Annotated in this window: 17 protein-coding genes and 1 pseudogene; 9 read left to right on the plus strand and 9 right to left on the minus strand. The window is 64.1% G+C overall.

What is annotated here, in order from left to right:
- Window positions 1-296 precede the first annotated feature (296 nt).
- From G6N66_RS09625 to G6N66_RS09645, 5 genes are all read left to right on the plus strand, one after another.
- Entirely contained in the window at window positions 297-1433 is a 1137-nt protein-coding gene (locus G6N66_RS09625) for a spirocyclase AveC family protein (protein WP_372515595.1), read from the plus strand.
- A 42-nt stretch (window positions 1434-1475) separates the two neighbouring features.
- A complete protein-coding gene (locus tag G6N66_RS09630; protein ID WP_085231632.1) occupies window positions 1476-2609 on the plus strand; it encodes a spirocyclase AveC family protein in 1134 nt (377 codons plus the stop codon).
- Between the two features lie 162 nt (window positions 2610-2771).
- The gene (locus tag G6N66_RS09635) at window positions 2772-3233 is read left to right on the plus strand and encodes an MMPL family transporter (RefSeq protein ID WP_085231631.1); all 462 of its coding nucleotides are present in this window, start codon (window positions 2772-2774) and stop codon (window positions 3231-3233) included.
- A complete protein-coding gene (locus tag G6N66_RS30365; protein ID WP_372515594.1) occupies window positions 3169-3318 on the plus strand; it encodes an MMPL family transporter in 150 nt (49 codons plus the stop codon). Before G6N66_RS09635 ends, G6N66_RS30365 begins: the two co-directional genes overlap by 65 nt.
- 245 nt (window positions 3319-3563) lie before the next feature.
- Window positions 3564-3815, plus strand: a complete 252-nt coding sequence (locus G6N66_RS09645) for a hypothetical protein (protein WP_139825077.1) — start codon at window positions 3564-3566, stop codon at window positions 3813-3815.
- A gap of 15 nt (window positions 3816-3830) precedes the next feature.
- Here the strand turns inward: G6N66_RS09645 and G6N66_RS09650 are convergent, their stop codons facing one another.
- From G6N66_RS09650 to G6N66_RS09680, 7 genes and pseudogenes are all read right to left on the minus strand, one after another.
- The gene (locus tag G6N66_RS09650) at window positions 3831-5048 is read right to left on the minus strand and encodes a cytochrome P450 (RefSeq protein WP_085231629.1); all 1218 of its coding nucleotides are present in this window, start codon (window positions 5046-5048) and stop codon (window positions 3831-3833) included.
- Between the two features lie 6 nt (window positions 5049-5054).
- The gene (locus G6N66_RS09655) at window positions 5055-6323 is read right to left on the minus strand and encodes a cytochrome P450 (protein WP_085231628.1); all 1269 of its coding nucleotides are present in this window, start codon (window positions 6321-6323) and stop codon (window positions 5055-5057) included.
- A gap of 28 nt (window positions 6324-6351) precedes the next feature.
- Complete coding sequence (locus G6N66_RS09660) at window positions 6352-7263, minus strand: SDR family NAD(P)-dependent oxidoreductase (protein ID WP_085231627.1); 912 nt, start codon at window positions 7261-7263, stop codon at window positions 6352-6354.
- 158 nt (window positions 7264-7421) lie between these two features.
- Window positions 7422-8630 carry a cytochrome P450 gene (locus tag G6N66_RS09665; RefSeq protein WP_085231626.1) on the minus strand — a complete coding sequence of 403 codons (1209 nt, stop codon included), beginning with the start codon at window positions 8628-8630 and terminating at the stop codon, window positions 7422-7424.
- Between the two features lie 13 nt (window positions 8631-8643).
- Window positions 8644-8858 (minus strand): annotated as a pseudogene (locus tag G6N66_RS09670) (aldehyde dehydrogenase family protein); the annotation flags it as partial.
- Between the two features lie 54 nt (window positions 8859-8912).
- Complete coding sequence (locus G6N66_RS09675; RefSeq protein ID WP_085231625.1) at window positions 8913-9821, minus strand: SDR family oxidoreductase; 909 nt, start codon at window positions 9819-9821, stop codon at window positions 8913-8915.
- Between the two features lie 264 nt (window positions 9822-10085).
- Window positions 10086-11060: an oxygenase MpaB family protein gene (locus G6N66_RS09680; RefSeq protein WP_081231523.1), complete on the minus strand. Its 975-nt coding sequence runs from the start codon at window positions 11058-11060 to the stop codon at window positions 10086-10088.
- Window positions 11061-11175: 115 nt separating this feature from the next.
- Between G6N66_RS09680 and G6N66_RS09685 the strand changes: the two genes are divergently transcribed.
- The gene (locus G6N66_RS09685; protein ID WP_158085870.1) at window positions 11176-11838 is read left to right on the plus strand and encodes a TetR/AcrR family transcriptional regulator; all 663 of its coding nucleotides are present in this window, start codon (window positions 11176-11178) and stop codon (window positions 11836-11838) included.
- Between the two features lie 4 nt (window positions 11839-11842).
- Here G6N66_RS09685 and G6N66_RS09690 read toward each other — a convergent pair whose 3' ends face one another.
- The gene (locus tag G6N66_RS09690) at window positions 11843-12253 is read right to left on the minus strand and encodes a limonene-1,2-epoxide hydrolase family protein (protein ID WP_024636715.1); all 411 of its coding nucleotides are present in this window, start codon (window positions 12251-12253) and stop codon (window positions 11843-11845) included.
- A 94-nt stretch (window positions 12254-12347) separates the two neighbouring features.
- Here G6N66_RS09690 and G6N66_RS09695 point away from each other — a divergent pair, with 94 nt between their 5' ends.
- From G6N66_RS09695 to G6N66_RS09705, 3 genes are all read left to right on the plus strand, one after another.
- Window positions 12348-12998, plus strand: a complete 651-nt coding sequence (locus tag G6N66_RS09695) for a TetR/AcrR family transcriptional regulator (protein ID WP_062894812.1) — start codon at window positions 12348-12350, stop codon at window positions 12996-12998.
- Window positions 12999-13075: 77 nt separating this feature from the next.
- A complete protein-coding gene (locus tag G6N66_RS09700) occupies window positions 13076-13912 on the plus strand; it encodes an alpha/beta fold hydrolase (protein WP_062894814.1) in 837 nt (278 codons plus the stop codon).
- On the plus strand, window positions 13909-14856 hold the full coding sequence (locus G6N66_RS09705) for an SAM-dependent methyltransferase (protein WP_062894816.1): 948 nt from the start codon (window positions 13909-13911) through the stop codon (window positions 14854-14856). Before G6N66_RS09700 ends, G6N66_RS09705 begins: the two co-directional genes overlap by 4 nt.
- Window positions 14857-14930: 74 nt before the next feature.
- Here G6N66_RS09705 and G6N66_RS09710 read toward each other — a convergent pair whose 3' ends face one another.
- Window positions 14931-15596, minus strand: a complete 666-nt coding sequence (locus G6N66_RS09710) for a TetR/AcrR family transcriptional regulator (RefSeq protein ID WP_085231624.1) — start codon at window positions 15594-15596, stop codon at window positions 14931-14933.
- Window positions 15597-15836: the final 240 nt, after the last annotated feature.

Below are 15836 nucleotides of genomic sequence, written 5' to 3' on the forward strand. Positions count from 1 at the left end.
GCAGTCTGACTCCAGAATTATGGTCTGGTGCCGAACGACACCAGAAAGAATGGGTAGGGAGCAATGTCGGTTGACTCGACAGACGTGCAGGTCGACCCCGTGACGTCGCGGCCGCCGGGGGCGCCGGCGACGCGTGCGCTGGTGAGCCGCTAGATGACATCCGAGTACGACAGGCGTTCACCCCAGCCGCCTCCACGCCAGCCCCGCCGCAGCGGGGCTCCGGCGTTATCGATGCGGTCCCGAGACGTAGTCGGCGATCGCCGTGGCCTGGAACAAATGTTTGTGGAGGGCGGTTGGTGATCACCGAGCAAACCGCAGCACCTTCGCGGACACCAGAGCGCGTCGCTGCACGGTCCCCAAGGGGCAGGATCGCAGCCTGGTTGCTCGCGGTGCTCGGCGTCGCGTTGGTCATCGCCGTCGCGTGGAACGCGCGCGACTATCCCGATGCGCGGGTTGGTAATCCGGAGGTCTCCGGCGCGCCGCGCCCCGTCGAGCCGCTGTTGGGCTATGACCACTGGCTGGGGCTGTTCCAGATCTTCGCGGTCGTGTTGGTCGCCGGCCTTTTTGCGCTATTCCTGTGGGGATGGCGAGGCTATGGGCCGCACCCCTACGTCTTGATGGGTGTGGTGACCACCTTCATCGCCTGGCAAGACCCGATCATGAACTGGGCGCCCTACGCGGTGTACAACCCCAGGTTGTGGCATTTCCCCGAGTCATGGCCGCTGGTTTCGATATCGCCGACCATCGAGCCCTTCGTCGTCCTGGGTTATGCGTTGTTTCAGTTTGGCCCGTATTTTCCTGCCGTCTGGATTCTGCGCAAACTTCAGGTCCGGCGCCCGGCTGACGCCTTCGTGTGGCGTCGCCCGCTGATCAGCCTCGCCGCGTTGATCTTCGTCTGCGGCTTCCTCATCGACATGCTGTTAGAGGTGTTCCTCGTGCGCACTGGGTTTTACATCTACTCCCAGGTGATCCCGTTCGGCTCCATCTTTGTGGGCACTGCCTACCAGTTCCCATTGCTGTGGGAGTCGTCGTTGGTGACGCTGGTCATGATCCCCGCTGGCATCCTGGTGTATCGCGACGACACCGGCCGCACGGTGTCAGAAAAACTGGCCCAGCGCGCCGGCATCCTCGCAGGGCGGCCGGTGCTCGCCTCGTTTCTGGTGATGCTGGTCATCATCAACGTTTCCTACCTGGTCTATGGAGTGACGTTCACCGCGCTGAAGTGGTCTCGGCTGGCCTCCTCGGTCGCTTGTCCGTGGCCGTACCCCGACACCAAAGTCTTTGACCCCCAGGGGTTTTACGAGCAGAACGGCCAGAAAGGTCCCTATTCAGTGGGGATTATGTCGACCTGGGGCAACGGCCAGCCCCACGGGCGCCCGAACGCGCAGCGCGGCTTCGAAAGTGACCGTTGTGCCCAGGGCGCCAACAGGTGACCGTGCAAATTTCAGACGATCAGTGATGGGTGAGGAGAGACAATGACCACAGAACGAACCTCCAAGCCGGCGAGCCCACCCGACATCGAGCCGATCCGCTGGTCGGCCAGCGGGATCTGGAAGTGGGTGTGGCTCGCGCTCGGTGTCGCCACGGTGGTGGCTGTCGGGTGGAACGCGCGCAATCATCCCGATGCGCGGATCGCAAACCCCGCGGTCACGGGTACGCCACGGCCTTGGGAGCCGCTCCTCGGCTACCAGCACTGGATTCCCGTCCTGCAGATCTTCACCGTCATCGCCGTCGTGGGCCTCATCGTGGCAGGCGTATGGGGCTGGCGACGCTACGGGCCGCACCCCTACATCCTGATGAGCCTGGTGACCACGATCATCGTCTGGCAGGACCCGCTGATGAACTGGGCGCCCTACGCCGTGTACGACCCGCGGCTATGGCACTGGCCCGAATCCTGGCCATGGGTCTCGCTGGCGCCGACCGTCGAACCGTTCGTCGTCTTCGGCTACGTCATGTTCCAGTTCGGACCGTACTTCCCGGGAGTCTGGGCGCTGCGCAAAATTCAGGCCCGGCGGGGCACTGACACCTTCGTGTGGCGCCACCCCCTGCTGAGCCTGGGGGTACTGATCTTCATCTTCGGGTTCATCATCGACATGATTCTTGAGGTCACGATGATCCACACCGGGCTCTACATGTACTCCCAGGTGATTCCCTTTGGGTCGATCTTTGTGGGCACTCCCGTTCAATTCCCCTTGTTGTGGGAATCCTCATTGGTGACGCTGGTGATGATTCCTGCCGGGATACTGGTCTATCGGGACGACACCGGCCGCACGGTGTCGGAGAAACTGGCCCAACGTGCCCGCATCTTTACGGGCCGACCGGCGCTGGGCTCGTTCATCGTGATGCTCATCATCGTCAATGTGTTCTATTTGGTGTACGGGCTGGCGTTCGCCTCGTTCAAATGGACACGGATCGCGACATCTGTCGCGTGCCCCTGGCCCTACCCGGAAGCCAAAGTCTATGACCCGCAGGGCTTTTACGAGCAAAACGGTCAGCAAGGCCCGTACTCGGTGGGTATTGCCTCGACGTGGATGATGGCCCAACCGCACGGACGTCCCCACGTGACGCTCGGATCCATCAGTGACCGGTGCGCTTCGAACAAGCAGTGAGTGCTGGGCGCATCGGTGGCGTCTGCAAGCAACGAGTGCGCAGTCTGCACGTCGGGAACGACCGTGTGACCCTGTGATTGCCGTTGGGGGCGATCTGTGCCGAAGGCGCCGATACGTTCGCGTGGGAAACCGGCGTGGTGAGGCGACAATTGGTCATCGTGGATGTCCTGCTCCGCGGGCGCTTCCGGGGGAGGCGCGCTTTCTGCCGATGGCAGCGTCATTATGGCAACCGTCTTGCTCAAGGGCGATGTTGGTGAACGCCAGAAGGCGTCGGCGTCGCTCAACGAGCACTTGGCGAAAGACATGCCCGCTGGAATCAACGCCGCGATGGCCGGCAACAGTCCGCTGATGGGCGACCTCACCGAAGTCGACGGACACGACATGATGACCGCCGAGATGGTCAGTCTGCCATTGGCGTTCATCGTGCTGCTGCTCGCGCAGCGGTCCGTGCTGGCCGCGATGATGCCGATGGTGCTCGGAATGTGCGCTGTGGGGTCACTCTCGGCTTGTTGTCGCTTCGGTGTCCCTCATGGACTGGAACGTATTCGTCGAGTCGTTGGTGGCGATGATGGGCCTTGCGATCGGGATCGACTACTCGTTGCTGATCGTGCGGCGCTACCGTGAGGAACTGTCCGCCGGCATGGTCCCGCGGCAGGCCATCGTGCGAACACTCGAGACAGCGGGTCGCACGGCGCTCTTTCGGGCATGATCGTCTTCATCTCACTGGTCGCAATGGCAGTCACCGGTCTGCCCGTTTTACGCTGACTCCGCAATCGGAGTCATCCTCGTTATCCTCGTCCTGGTCACCGGCGCACTGACCCTCTTGCCGGCATTGTTGCTGGTCGTCCTGGGCGACCGGCTGGACAGAGGGAGGAGGCTTCACCCAGCTCCAAACGATTGGCAGACAACGGTAGTCGATGGGAACGTTGGGCGCGTGCGGTGATGAGACGCCCGGTGCCGGTTCTTGTGGCCTGCACACTGATCCTGTTGGTGGCCGCGATCATGGTGGCAATTTTCAGATCTTTCTGCCTGGACAGAATCCCGGAGATGAAACAGATGGGATTCGGACTCGCTGTTGCGGTGCTGTTTGACGCCACACTCATCCGCGTCACCCTTGTGCCTGCCTTCATTGAAAATCACCGGGAACTGGAACTGGTGGATCCCACGCCGCCTGGGCCGGCTGCTACCGAACTCCAGCACGGATGAGCTCCCGAACGCGTTTTACCACGTGACGGGCAGCTCATTCATACCGTAGATGCCGGACTCGGCTTTGAACGTGAGATCGGCTGACGGTACGGCTAATTGCAAGCTGGGCAGGCGCCTTGCCAGTGACGCAAACGCTACCTGCATTTCGACTCGCGCAAGGTTCTGCCCGATGCATTGATGAACTCCGTAGCCAAAACCGAGGTGTCCCCGCGTCTTTCGCTCGACATCGAACTGATCGGGATCGCTGGCGAAAGTATCATCCCAGTTGCCGGCCGGCAGGTTCATCAACAGCCTTTCTCCCGCACGCACGAGTTGGCCACCGATTACGAGGTCTTGGGTAGCCACCCGGTCGACTTGACTCTGCACGATGGTGAGATACCGCATCAGCTCTTCAACGATGTTGGCAACCAAAGAGTGATCGTCGGTTTGGCCCAGTCGATGAAACACCTCTGGCCGATCCAGCAGCGCAAGGGTACCCAACGCGATCATATTCGCCGTGGTTTCGTGACCCGCCTGCATCATGATCACGCCCGTCATGGCTGTGGTGTCTCGATCGAGTTGGCCGGTCATTACGTAATCGGTGACCAGGCGGCTGATCAGGTCGTCGCCGGGCTCGCGTTGCTTTCGCTGTGTCAACTCGTGAATGTAAAGGTACATTGCCGCAAATGCCTGCGAACGCTGCTCGTCGCTCACACTTGAGTCCAAGGTGATCGCGGTGTTGCGCTGAAAAAAATCGAGATCTTCCTCCGGGACGCCCAGCAGCAAAGCGATCACCAAAGACGGTACGGGCAAAGCGAATTCGCGCACCAGATCCGATGGTGGCCCGGTGGCAATCATCGTATCCAGGCATTCATCGACCAGCTGTTGGATTTGTTGCCGACGCGATTCGCTGCGCCTGAAGGTGAATTGACTGGTCATCATCCGTCGGAGCCGATGATGTTCGGGGTCGTCGGTTCGCGCAAACATGACGGGTGTATTTTCGCGGCCCGCAGGCATGCGGGACCAATCGATCGTATCGGCCGAAAGTCGTTGATCGACTAGCGCTTCTCGGATGTCGTGGTAGCGACTCACCACCCAGTGTGGTTGGCCTTGCCATGTCGCACGTCGCAGACCCGGCTCCTGGCGCCAGGTCGTGAATGCCGCAGGCGGCTCAAGCGGACACTGGGCTGTGCGGGGGACCGGCATCACTGGCATATCGCCGCCGGAGGAGAGATCTGAGGTTTCCGAAGACATCGACGGTCAGTCCTGCGGGGTGAACTCTAAGTGCAGCTCGGTGAGACCGCGCAGGATGAAGGTGGGTTCATACCCGTAGTGGCGGGTGTCGGCGGGGCCGTGAGAGGCCTCGCTGATGCGGATGTCGGCCATCCGGTCAAAGATGCGGTTCAGTGAGATGCGGCCTTCGGCGCGTGCGAGCGGTGCCCCTGGGCAGGAGTGGTTGCCGCGGCCAAAGGCGATGTGTTCACGCACATTCGGGCGGTCCAGCCGAAATTCGTTGGGTGCGTCGAATTTTGCGGGGTCACGGTTGCATGCTCCAGGGAGCAGCATCATGGTGGTGCCGGCCGCGATCGGCACGCCGCCCACCGTGGTCGATTGCCGTGCCAGGCGGAAGTGGCTTTTCACCGGGCTTTCCATGCGCAGCGTTTCTTCCAGGAATACCGGGATGCGGCTGCGGTCCTCGCGCAGCACTGCCTGAATGTCGGGGCGCTCCCCGAGGATGCGCAGCGCGAAGCTGAGAAGTTTCGTGGTGGTCTCCATGCCCGCAGAAAACAGGAATGTCGCCAGGTGCACGACATCCATCACCTCAGGTGTTGACCCGTCCGGGTATTTGGCTTGCGCCAGTTCAGTCAGCACGTCCTGGCGTGGCTGCGCGCGGCGCTCGACGATGTAGCCGGCGAACTTCTCATCCAGCCACAGCAGCGGGTTGTGCGCCGGCGCGTCGTCGCCGAGAGCGCCGGGGACCTCGTCGTTGGCTGCCAGCGTCGCACGGAACATCTTGTGGTCGTCTTCGGGCACACCAAGCAGATCGGCGATCACCAGCAGCGAGAACGGTCGCGCGTAGTCCTCCAGGAACTCGCAGCTGCCCCGGGACACGAACTCGTCGAGTTGCTCGTCGGCCAAGCGCCACATGAACTCTTCGTTCTCCGACAACCGCTTGGGGGTCAGCAGCCGACTCAACAGCCCCCGGGTGTAGGCGTGCTCGGGGGGGTCTTGAGTGACGATGTGCTCGCTCATCGGGATCTGGTCACGCTTCTCGGCGATCAGGGCGCTGATGTCATCGGTGTCGGTGTCGAATGACACCCCGGCGTAAGGGCCGGCCACCGACACACACGCCGAAAAGGTGTTGTCCTTATAGACGGTGAGGGCTTCTTGGTGGCCGGTGACGGCCATCACCTGATGGTGCGGCTCGGCGGTCACCGGGCATTTGGCGCGTAGATGGTCGAAATACCCGTAGGGGTCGGGCACCAGCTCAGGGTCGGTGAAATAGTCGACCGAATCGAAGTCGTTCACAGCCAAATCTCCTCTTGCAGTGGCGCGGTCACAGTACGGGTGCGGCGGATTCGGTGACCGAGGCGTCGTGGAGGTTCATGACGTCGGCAAGGTTGTCGGCGATGTCTTCGGCGGTCAGCGCGTCCCTGGCGAATCCGGGTCCACGCACCACGGCGAGGCGCGCGACGCTGCCCATCCCAATCTGAAGAACCTCACCGGTCAGTGGGCACGAGTCGTGAGCCAGGAACACCGCTGCCGGGGCGCATAATTCGGGCGGCATGGCGGCGTTGATTTGGTCCATGACGTCGGTGGGTATGGACAGGTGCTCGGCCAGGGCGTGGGAGTGTGAGGCCGACATGCGGGTGAACGCGCGCGGCGCGATGGCGTTGACCTTGATGCCGTGCGCGGCTCCCTCGGTGGCCAGGTTGCGGGTCAGTCCAAACACTGCACCCTTTGCTGCCCCGTAACTGCTCAATTCGGGGATACCGCCGAGCATGGCTTCAGAAACGGTGTTGACCACTCGGCCGTATCCGGCGCGGATGAAGTGCGGCCAGGCGGCGCGGGTGACGAGCACGGTGCCGAGATAGTGGACGTCGATCATCGTGCGAAACTGGTCGACGGTCAGGTCGTGGAACGGGGCGGGATCGTGGATGCCGGCGTTGTTGACGATGGCGTCCAGCCGCCCAAACTGTTGGAGCGCGGTGTCGATGATGTCGGCGGCGGCGCGTTCATCGGCGACCGAGGCAAAACAGGCGACGGCTTGGCCGCCGGAGGCGTTGATCTCCTCGGCGACCGCTTCGGCGGGCGCCCGAGAGTGACCGCCGCCGTCGATGTCGGCGCCGCTATCGACGACGACCACGCGTGCTCCCTTGGCGGCCAACAGCAGTGCGTGGCTTCGTCCGACCCCCCGGCCCGCGCCGGTGACCACGACCACCCGGTCATCGAAGCGCAGTCCGGTCACGACCCCCTCCTGTCTGCGATTGTGCGGTTCGAGGCGACTGCGCCCACGTGGCAGACCGGTCCACCGCAGGCGATTCGGGGCAGCGCCGCAGTAAGCGGTGCTGCGGGCGCCCGCCGTGCATCATCGCGTCGACCCGTCGTGGAACCCACCGCCACCTCTTAGGTGTCGGCGCCGAACCGGACCGGCAGCGACGTCGGCGATCGGAACACCTGCCCGCGGATGTGGGGATCGTTGCCGTTGGGGTCCAGCCGCAGGTTGGGAAGGCGGTCCAATAAGAGATTGACCGCAACGCGCATCTCCATGCGGGCCAGGTGCATTCCCAGGCAGACGTGCGGACCGTGACCCCACGAGATCGGGGTCCTGGGTTGACGGAACAGGTCGAACCGGTCGGGGTCGGGGTAGCGGTTCTCGTCGCGGTTGGCGGCACCGAGCATCGGCATCACCGAGGACCCGGCGGGGATGGGCACCCCGGCCAGTTCGGTGTCGCGGGTGGCCACACGCGTGATCGACAGCAGCGGCGCCTCCCACCGCACGGCCTCTTCAATGGCTGCTGACAGCAGTGTGCGGTCGTCGCGCACGGCGTCGAGCTGATCGGGGTTGGACAGCAGCCCGAACAGCAGGTTGCCCAGTGAGCGGTAGGTGGTTTCCACCCCGGCGGGCAACAACAGATGCAGGAAGCAAAAGATTTCCTCATCGGAGAGTTTCTCTCCGTCGATCTCGGCGGCGGCCAGGCCGCTGGTGAGATCGACGCGGGGCTGCTCGCGGCGGGCCGCAAGGATCGGCACCAGGTAGTCACCCAGCGCCTTGGTGGCTTCGGCGGCGCGCTCGGGATTGACCCCTACTGACAGGAGCGAAATGGACCACCGCTGAAACTGTGGATAGTCCTTTTGGGGTAGGCCCAGCAGGCCGGCGATGACTCGGCTGGGGTAGGGAAAGGTGAATTCCTTCACCAGATCTGCGCTGCCGCGATCGGCGAACGTGTCGATCAGGTCGTTGCCCACGCGCCCCGCCAGCTCGGTTTCCCAGCGCGCCAGCGCTTTAGGGGAAAAGGCCTTGGAGACCAGTGCGCGGTGGCGGGCGTGCTCGGGCTCGTCCATGCCGACCATGACGTGTTTGCCGATCCCGAAGAAGTCCTTGATGATGGCCGAGGAGAAGGTTTCGTTGTCGCGCAACAGTTCCTGAATGTCCTCGTGGCGGTACACCATGAAGACCGGTTTGCCCTCCTCGCCGGGCATGACCGAAAAGTCGAGGCGCTGAATGGGTTCGGTGCGCCGCATCCGCGACAGTTCGGTATAGGGGTCGCGGACGTCGCCGGCCACGGCGTCATCGAAGGACCCGAAGTCCTCCAGATCATCGAATAATTGCATGCGCTAAAACCTTTCAGCTGGCTGGGTAGGCGACGGACTTCACCTCGGTGGACTGGTCGAACCCGGCGACACCGTTGTGGGGCCGACTCCGCTGGCCTTGAAACCCCCGAACGGGGTGTCGGCGCCGTATCCGACTGTGCCGTTGAGTCCGATGAACCCGGTGCGCAGCCGCCGCGCCACGGCCAGTGACCGTTCTAGTGATCCCGACATCACGTTGCCGGCTTGGCCGTCGACCAGCTGTCGTCAATGAGCATCCGCGACTCAGACCGACCGGTAACTGCCTCAGACACGGTTCTCGCTTTCCGGGCGTGGCGCTGCGCTCGTGGCCTTGGCGGCGCCGTGCCGTGGAAGGCCCATGGCGATGCGGATGATCTGGTGCATCGCCCTGGCGGGCAAAAGCCGGTTGAGGATGAGCAGCATTTTGGCGTCGACGCCGACGGCGTGCCGGGCGTAGGGCGCAGTATCGTCGAGGGCTTTGGCCAGTGCGTGCGCGAAACGTCTGGGCGGGCTGGCCATCCGGATGGCCAGTCGGCCCCGCCGCTCGATGGTGGTGGTCAAGGCGCCGTAGGGTCCGCTGAAGTCGCGGTGGTCCTGCACCCCGGCGTCGGTGATGATGTCGGTGTCAAACACCCCGGTCACCAGGACGCTGACACCCAGCCCGAACGGCGCGATCTCGGCGGCCAGGGCTTCAGCCCACCGCTCAGATCCGGCCTTGGACGCCGAGTACGACGCCGTGCAGGGCATCCCGCGGACACCGTTTTCGCTGGCGATCACCACGATGCGGCCGCGTCCGGCGGCGCGCATCGAGGGCAGCAGCGCGTTGGTCAGTGCCACCGGGCCGAACAGGTTGGTGGCGAACAGCTGCTGCCACACGTCGAGGTCGAGTTCTTCGACGCAGCCCACCGCGGTGATCCCGGCATTGTGCACCACAGCATCCGGGGCTCCAACCGCCTCGAGGATGGCCTTGGCTGCGTTCGTGATCGATGCCGGATCGGTGAGATCGAGTTGCACGCCGATCAACCGCGAACTGTCGGCGGGGGCCCCGGTGGCATCCAGTATGTTTTGCAGGCCGATCTCCGGTGTGCGCATCGCCGCGACGACTCGCCATCCGGCCTTGTACAGGTGGGCCGCCGAGGCCAGCCCCAGCCCGCGCGAGGCCCCGGTGATGACGACGCTGCGGGACTTACCCATGGCTGACCTGCAGCGCGCAGCGTGGACTGTCAGAAACCGTATCGACGGCGCGATGGCTCTGCGATCGGCCCCGTATCCGCGTCGACCCCATCACTGCCCGGCACGGTCTCCGTTGGCCGGCCGTGTCATAGAAGCTCTGCACGCTGGTCACTTTCGTGTCATCCCTTACTCCCGTAGCGCGGGTCGAATCGGAAAAGCTCGCCGTGAGCGTCTCCATCGCCACGACGACTCCTTCGCGGCATGTCGGCTCTGCGTGAGACAACCTCAGCGACCGCAGGTTTGGGTGGCGCCGGGCACGAAGGACACCAGTCCGACACCCTGATACCGGGCGACGATGCGCTCGTACTGGCGGCGGTTGCGGGCCAAGGGTGTTTCGGTGATGCGGCGCGGCAGCCGACGGTAGGCCCCGCGCAGTACCCGGCTGAACACGAGAAATTCGATGTCGTGTCGGCGCGTCCAGGGCATCGGGACCAGGGCGCGGACTCTGGGGTGCATGATGCCGAATCCGAGGATGGCCGCAATATGCCCGAAGATCGGGCCCAGAAGGAAATACAGCGGCGCGGTGATCGCCGGCATGTGCGCGGGCCGCCTTGGGTGCAGTGTGGCGGCCATGACGATGTCCAAAGCTTCGGTGTGGGTGAGCTTTTCGGCGGCAACATGATCGTAGTAGGCGCACAGCTGTGGATAGCTGGTCGGAAGTTCACGCGCCCGGCCGGGCATCTGCAAGTCGGCGGTGAGTGCTCGGTAGCGGTCCCAGACGGCCTGATCGCCCGTGTCGTCGAGCTGTTCACCGGTCAGCGCGATGAAGGCGCCGCGGTGCATGAAGAAGATGCTGATCAGATTCCAGTTCCAGGCCTCGGGGTTGAGCCCGCTGTACCGGATCCCGTCGTGTGTCACGCCTTTGATGTCGCGGTGCAGCCGCACCAGGCGTTGCATCTCTTCGCGGCGATGGGCGCCGTTCGCCAGCAACGCCACTTGGTCTGACGCCGCCGTGCGCCGTGCCCGCCCATACGGGTTGTCGCGGATGCGGGCGGTGTCAACCAGAGAAGCTGACACCATCGGCAGCATCATCTCGTCGAACAGGGCCGGGGAGAACAGTGCCAGCAACCGGGTTCCCATGATGCGTTCGAAACGGTCGGCCACCGAGGCGGTTGGCGCGTCAGCAAGACACGACGCCGCGGGGTGGTCGTGGATCGGTGCTGATGACGCGATCAACACGTCAGGCGATTCAACCGACATGAGGCCTCTCCCTCAGATCTGGGCAGATCTGGCGCAGCGCGACACCAGAATATATTCTGGTGTCAGATTGCACCAAACAGTCCGAAGGGTCAAGGGCTCTGGGATACTTTTTGCGATGACTTCTGTTGCGCGCTCTTACGGTGGCGTCACTGCCGAGCGGCGTCGCGCCACCCGGCGTGCGGCGCTGCTGGAGGCGGCCCTGGACCTCTTCGCCGAATACGGTGCGCGCGCGGTGTCTAAACGTGCGGTGTGTTCACGCGCGCGACTCAACGACCGATATTTCTACGAGCACTTCACCGATTCCGACGCACTGCTAGAAGCCATGGTCAGGGATCAGACCACCGCCGGGCTGGAGGCAGTCGGCGCCGCTGCCAATGGTGTCGGTTCCGATGTCGGCGCGCAGATCCGCGCCACCGCTGCTGCGTCGCTGGTATTTCTCACTGCCGATCCGCGCCGTGGCCAATTGCTGTTGCGCTCGCACACCTCCGACGTGATGCAGCGTGCGCGCGTGGACAGCACTCGGGCGATCGCCAACGCGATGACCGCGATGCTCACCGATACGGCCACCACTGGACCTGCTAGCCGGCTGGATACCGAGATGGCGTCGTTTGCGTTGGTCAGCGGTGCGATGGAAGTGATCGCCGGCTGGCTGCGCGGTGATTTCGCCACCGACCAAGATCACGTCGCTGACACCGTTGCCGGGCTGTTACTGGCCATCCCCGACATCGCGGCCGCGTTGCCAGCCGTCTCGGCGAACAGCATTCCACTGCGCCGGTGAGCTGTTAGGCGGTGGGCACCAGCGCCGAGATGTCCTCGCCTTGCAGGATTTTGACGGTCAGGTTGACGTCGAAGTAGTCGGTCCAGCGGGTGATTGTGCCGTCCTCGTCGACCACGAATGTTCCCATCACCGGCACGCCCGGTTTGGATCCGTCGGGGGCCTGAATGTAATCGAGTCGTTCAGTGAGAACGATCGGACCGTCGTGGGCGATGTTGACGATCTCAAACGCATAGGCGTCGGGAAACATGGAGAACTGGGCGGCCATATTTTCCACGATGGCGTCGGCGCCCACGGTGGCGGGCATGCCGACGTTCTGATATACCGCACCGTCGGCCAACAGCGGGCGCAGCGCCTCGGCGTCGCGTTTTTCCATCAGCGCGCAGAACTGGCGGACGACATCAACGGGATGAGGCATCAGCAACCTCCGGTGAGCTACAGGGGAACGGACAAACGGGTGTTTAAATGCAGACGGTAGGTCACCTACAACCAGTATGCAATAGGCTGGTGGCGTGGCCGCTGGTCGGGAACGTTTCGACACCAAGGCGCGGCGCACCGCGCAGGCTGAGGCCACCCGTGCAGCGTTGATCGACGCTGCGCGTGAACTTTTCGTCGAGAAGGGCTACCACGACACCGGGACCGAGGAGATCGTGCTGGCCGCCGGTGTGGGGACGCGCGGAGCGTTGTATCACCACTTCACCGATAAAAAGGCGCTGTTTGAGGCCGTCTTCCTGACGGTCGAAGAAGAACTCGTGATGGCGGCAGCGCAGAAGCTCACCGGCGATGCGGATCTGTCGGCGCTGGACGTGCTGCGACGCGGCCTGCTCGGCTTCCTCGACGCCTCTTTGACCAAGCCCGTGCAACGGATCCTGCTCATCGACGGACCGGTGGTGCTGGGCTGGCAGCGCTGGCGCGAGCTGGAAAGCCACTACGGCCTGGGCGCTATTAACGCCATGCTGCAACGCGCCGCCGACGAGGGCGACCTCGCCGCGGCACCGTCGATCGACGTGCTCGCACATCTGCTGCTCGCGGCCGCCGACGAGGCCGCGCTGTTCATCGCCAACGCCACCGATCAGGTCGCAGCGCGCGATCGAGCGGTGCACACCCTGGATGCACTCGTCGAAGGATTGCGCAACACCGACCGCGCGACCGCTCATGATTGACCCACATACAGGCTGTATGTAGGCTCGCACGTCACGCGGCAGATCTCATGGAAGAAGCTGCCGTCAAAGGAGGCGTGATGGGCAACAGCTGCACCGTGGATGGCGCAGTCGTCGACTTCACCGACACCGGATCGGGGCCAGTCGTGGTGTTCGTGCACGGCGTTTACGTCAGCGGGGCGATTTGGCAGCGGGTGGTCGCAGCACTGGGGGAGCGGGTGCGCTGCATCGTGCCGACCTGGCCGCTGGGTGCCCATCTGCCGGTCGCCCGTGATGTCGACCTGGGTGCCGGCGCCGCGGCGAGGCGCATCGTGGCCTTTCTCGACCAGCTCGACCTGCACGATGTCACGGTGGTGGCCAACGACACCGGCGGCGGGCTGGTGCTGGCCGCGCTGGGCGACCCGTCGCTGGACGTGTCGCGCATCGCCAGCCTGGTCTTCACTAACTGTGACAGCTACGAGCACTTCCCGCCTGGCCAGTTCAAGCTCGTCGTGCAGTTGTGCCGACGAAGTCCCGCCGTGGGCCGAGCGGTACTCGCCATGCTGGCCAGCGCGGTGGGTCAGAACGTGTTCCTGCGGGCGGTGTGTCGCACGCGACTGTCCGCGGGAGAACGCGCCGAGCTGTTCGGTGCCTTCCTGACCAACGCCACCACGCGTGCGCAAGCCGCCACCGTCACAGCGTCGTTGGATCCGGCGCTGACCCTGCGGGCGGTCGACGCGATCCAGCGCTTCGACAAGCCGGTGGCCGTGGTGTGGGGCACCGATGATAAATTGTTTCCCTTCTCCGATGCCGAGCGGCTCGCCCGTGATTTCCCTCGGGCCACGCTCATCAAGATCGCGCGCAGTCTCGCTTACGTGATGATCGATGCACCCGAGGAACTGGCCAGCGCCATCGTCGACATCGCGGCCGCGTCATGACCGGCAACGATGGCTGGGATGTCACCACCAATCTCGGAACCACCGCGCTGGGGGTGGCGGCCCAGCGGGCCGCCGAGACAGCCCAGAACGATCCGCTGTTTCGTGACGAGTTCGCCGCGGTGCTGGTCGCGGCCGTCGACGAGCCCGGTTGGCAGATGATGGCCTCCGGTGACCTGTCCTGGATGGGTCCCGAAGATGACAACGGCCGCCGGGCAGCCACGAGCGGGCGCGATTACGTCGCCAGCAGAACCGTGCATTTCGATGACTTCCTCGCCGCCGCCGTCACCGCGGGAATCCGTCAGGTGGTCATCCTCGCTGCCGGTCTCGATGCCCGGTCGTATCGCCTGAACAGCCTGTCCGGGGTGGTGGTCTACGAAGTGGATCAACCCAGCATCCTGGGTTTCAAGCACACCGTGTTGCAGGCTCATGGCGCGGTACCGGTGGCGGATATGCGCGCGGTGCCGGTCGATCTTCGCGACGACGAGTGGCACTCAGCGCTGAGCGCGGCGGGCTTTGATGCCTCGGCGTCCACGGCGTGGCTGGTCGAAGGGCTGCTTCCGTACCTGTCGTCTGCCGATCAGGAGCACCTCTTCGACCGGGTACTCGGGCTCAGCGCCGAGGGTAGCTGTATCGCGGCGGACGCCTATCCCAGTGCGTCGACCCATCTCGGTGAGGATCGGATGAGCAGCTGGCGGCACGGGGCCGCTGAGATCCGCGACAAGATCGGCGTCGCCATGGACGTGGCGGCCTACATCAAGCACGAGGACCTCACCGACATTGCCGATTGGCTTGCGCGCCGCGGATGGATCGTCGACGCCCTCGACAGCCGCGAGCTGATGGCGCGCCTCGGGCGCGCTCTGCCTGCCGACCTGATCGGTGTCCTTCCGATCAGCTCCCTGATCACCGCCACAATGCCTCCGGGATCTGCCCTGACCAGCCCATGACGTCTACAGCCGCATTTCGTGACTGGTCACCGCGGTGATTCATTCGGCATGTTCGGTCGCGCCGTTCTTGGCTTTCAGTCGCAGCGATGCAGGAAACCGTGCAGGATCGCTTGGACGAGTTCGTCGACGATCGCCTCACGGGAAGGCTGGTTGGCCCCGAAGAAGGTCGAGCGCAAAGCGACCATGCCGGCGATCGTTGCGACCGTGGTGTGCGCGGGCAGCTCGGGCCGACCGGCCCGCAACCCGCGCAGACGCATGCCCTCAGCGCTGATCTGACCGAGCACGCCGAGCGCCCGCGTGATGTCGGCGATACCCGCGTCGGTGATCTCGTCCTCGCTGAGCGTCTCCGATGCGACGAGCGTCAGCAGAAGCCCTCGATGTTCGACGACCACGTCGTAGAGCTGTCCGACGAAATGTCTTGCCAATTCCTCTTCGCCGGTTTCGTCGGGGACCACTGATTGCCACGTTCGGCCGAATTCGTCGACGAAATCGGTGAACGGTAGGACGAGGGCTTCCCGGAACAGTCCGGCTTTTGAGCCGAAGTTGCGGAACAGCAGGTACTCGTTAACGTCAGCGGCTTCGGCGATCTCGCGTGTCGTGGTGCTGCGGTAGTCCTTGCGAGCGAACAGCTCACGCGCGGCATCCAGGAGAAGTCGGCGCGGCTCACCGCGGGGCCGGCGCAAGGCCTGTACCGGCGCATCTGCCGTTGCCCGATCCTTGGCGGAAGGTCGCTGGGGCACGGTTGTTCTCTCCTTGGACCGCGCTGAGCGGTTGACGGCATTCACGATAGTCGGCCTTGACCAACCGCCTTAGAATAGTGTCCACTATTAACGCGGTCGTGGTGCTGGTTCGGCGAAAGGGTGTGGGTATGGGCGCAGTCATCATGCTCGGCACGCTGCTCGGGTTGATCATCGTGATCTTCGGGCTGGTCTGTTATTTCGACCCCGAAGCGCGCCGCCGTTCGGGTCAAGAAACCACGT

The organism is Mycobacterium conspicuum, from assembly GCF_010730195.1.
Classification (GTDB): Bacteria; Actinomycetota; Actinomycetes; order Mycobacteriales; family Mycobacteriaceae; genus Mycobacterium; species Mycobacterium conspicuum.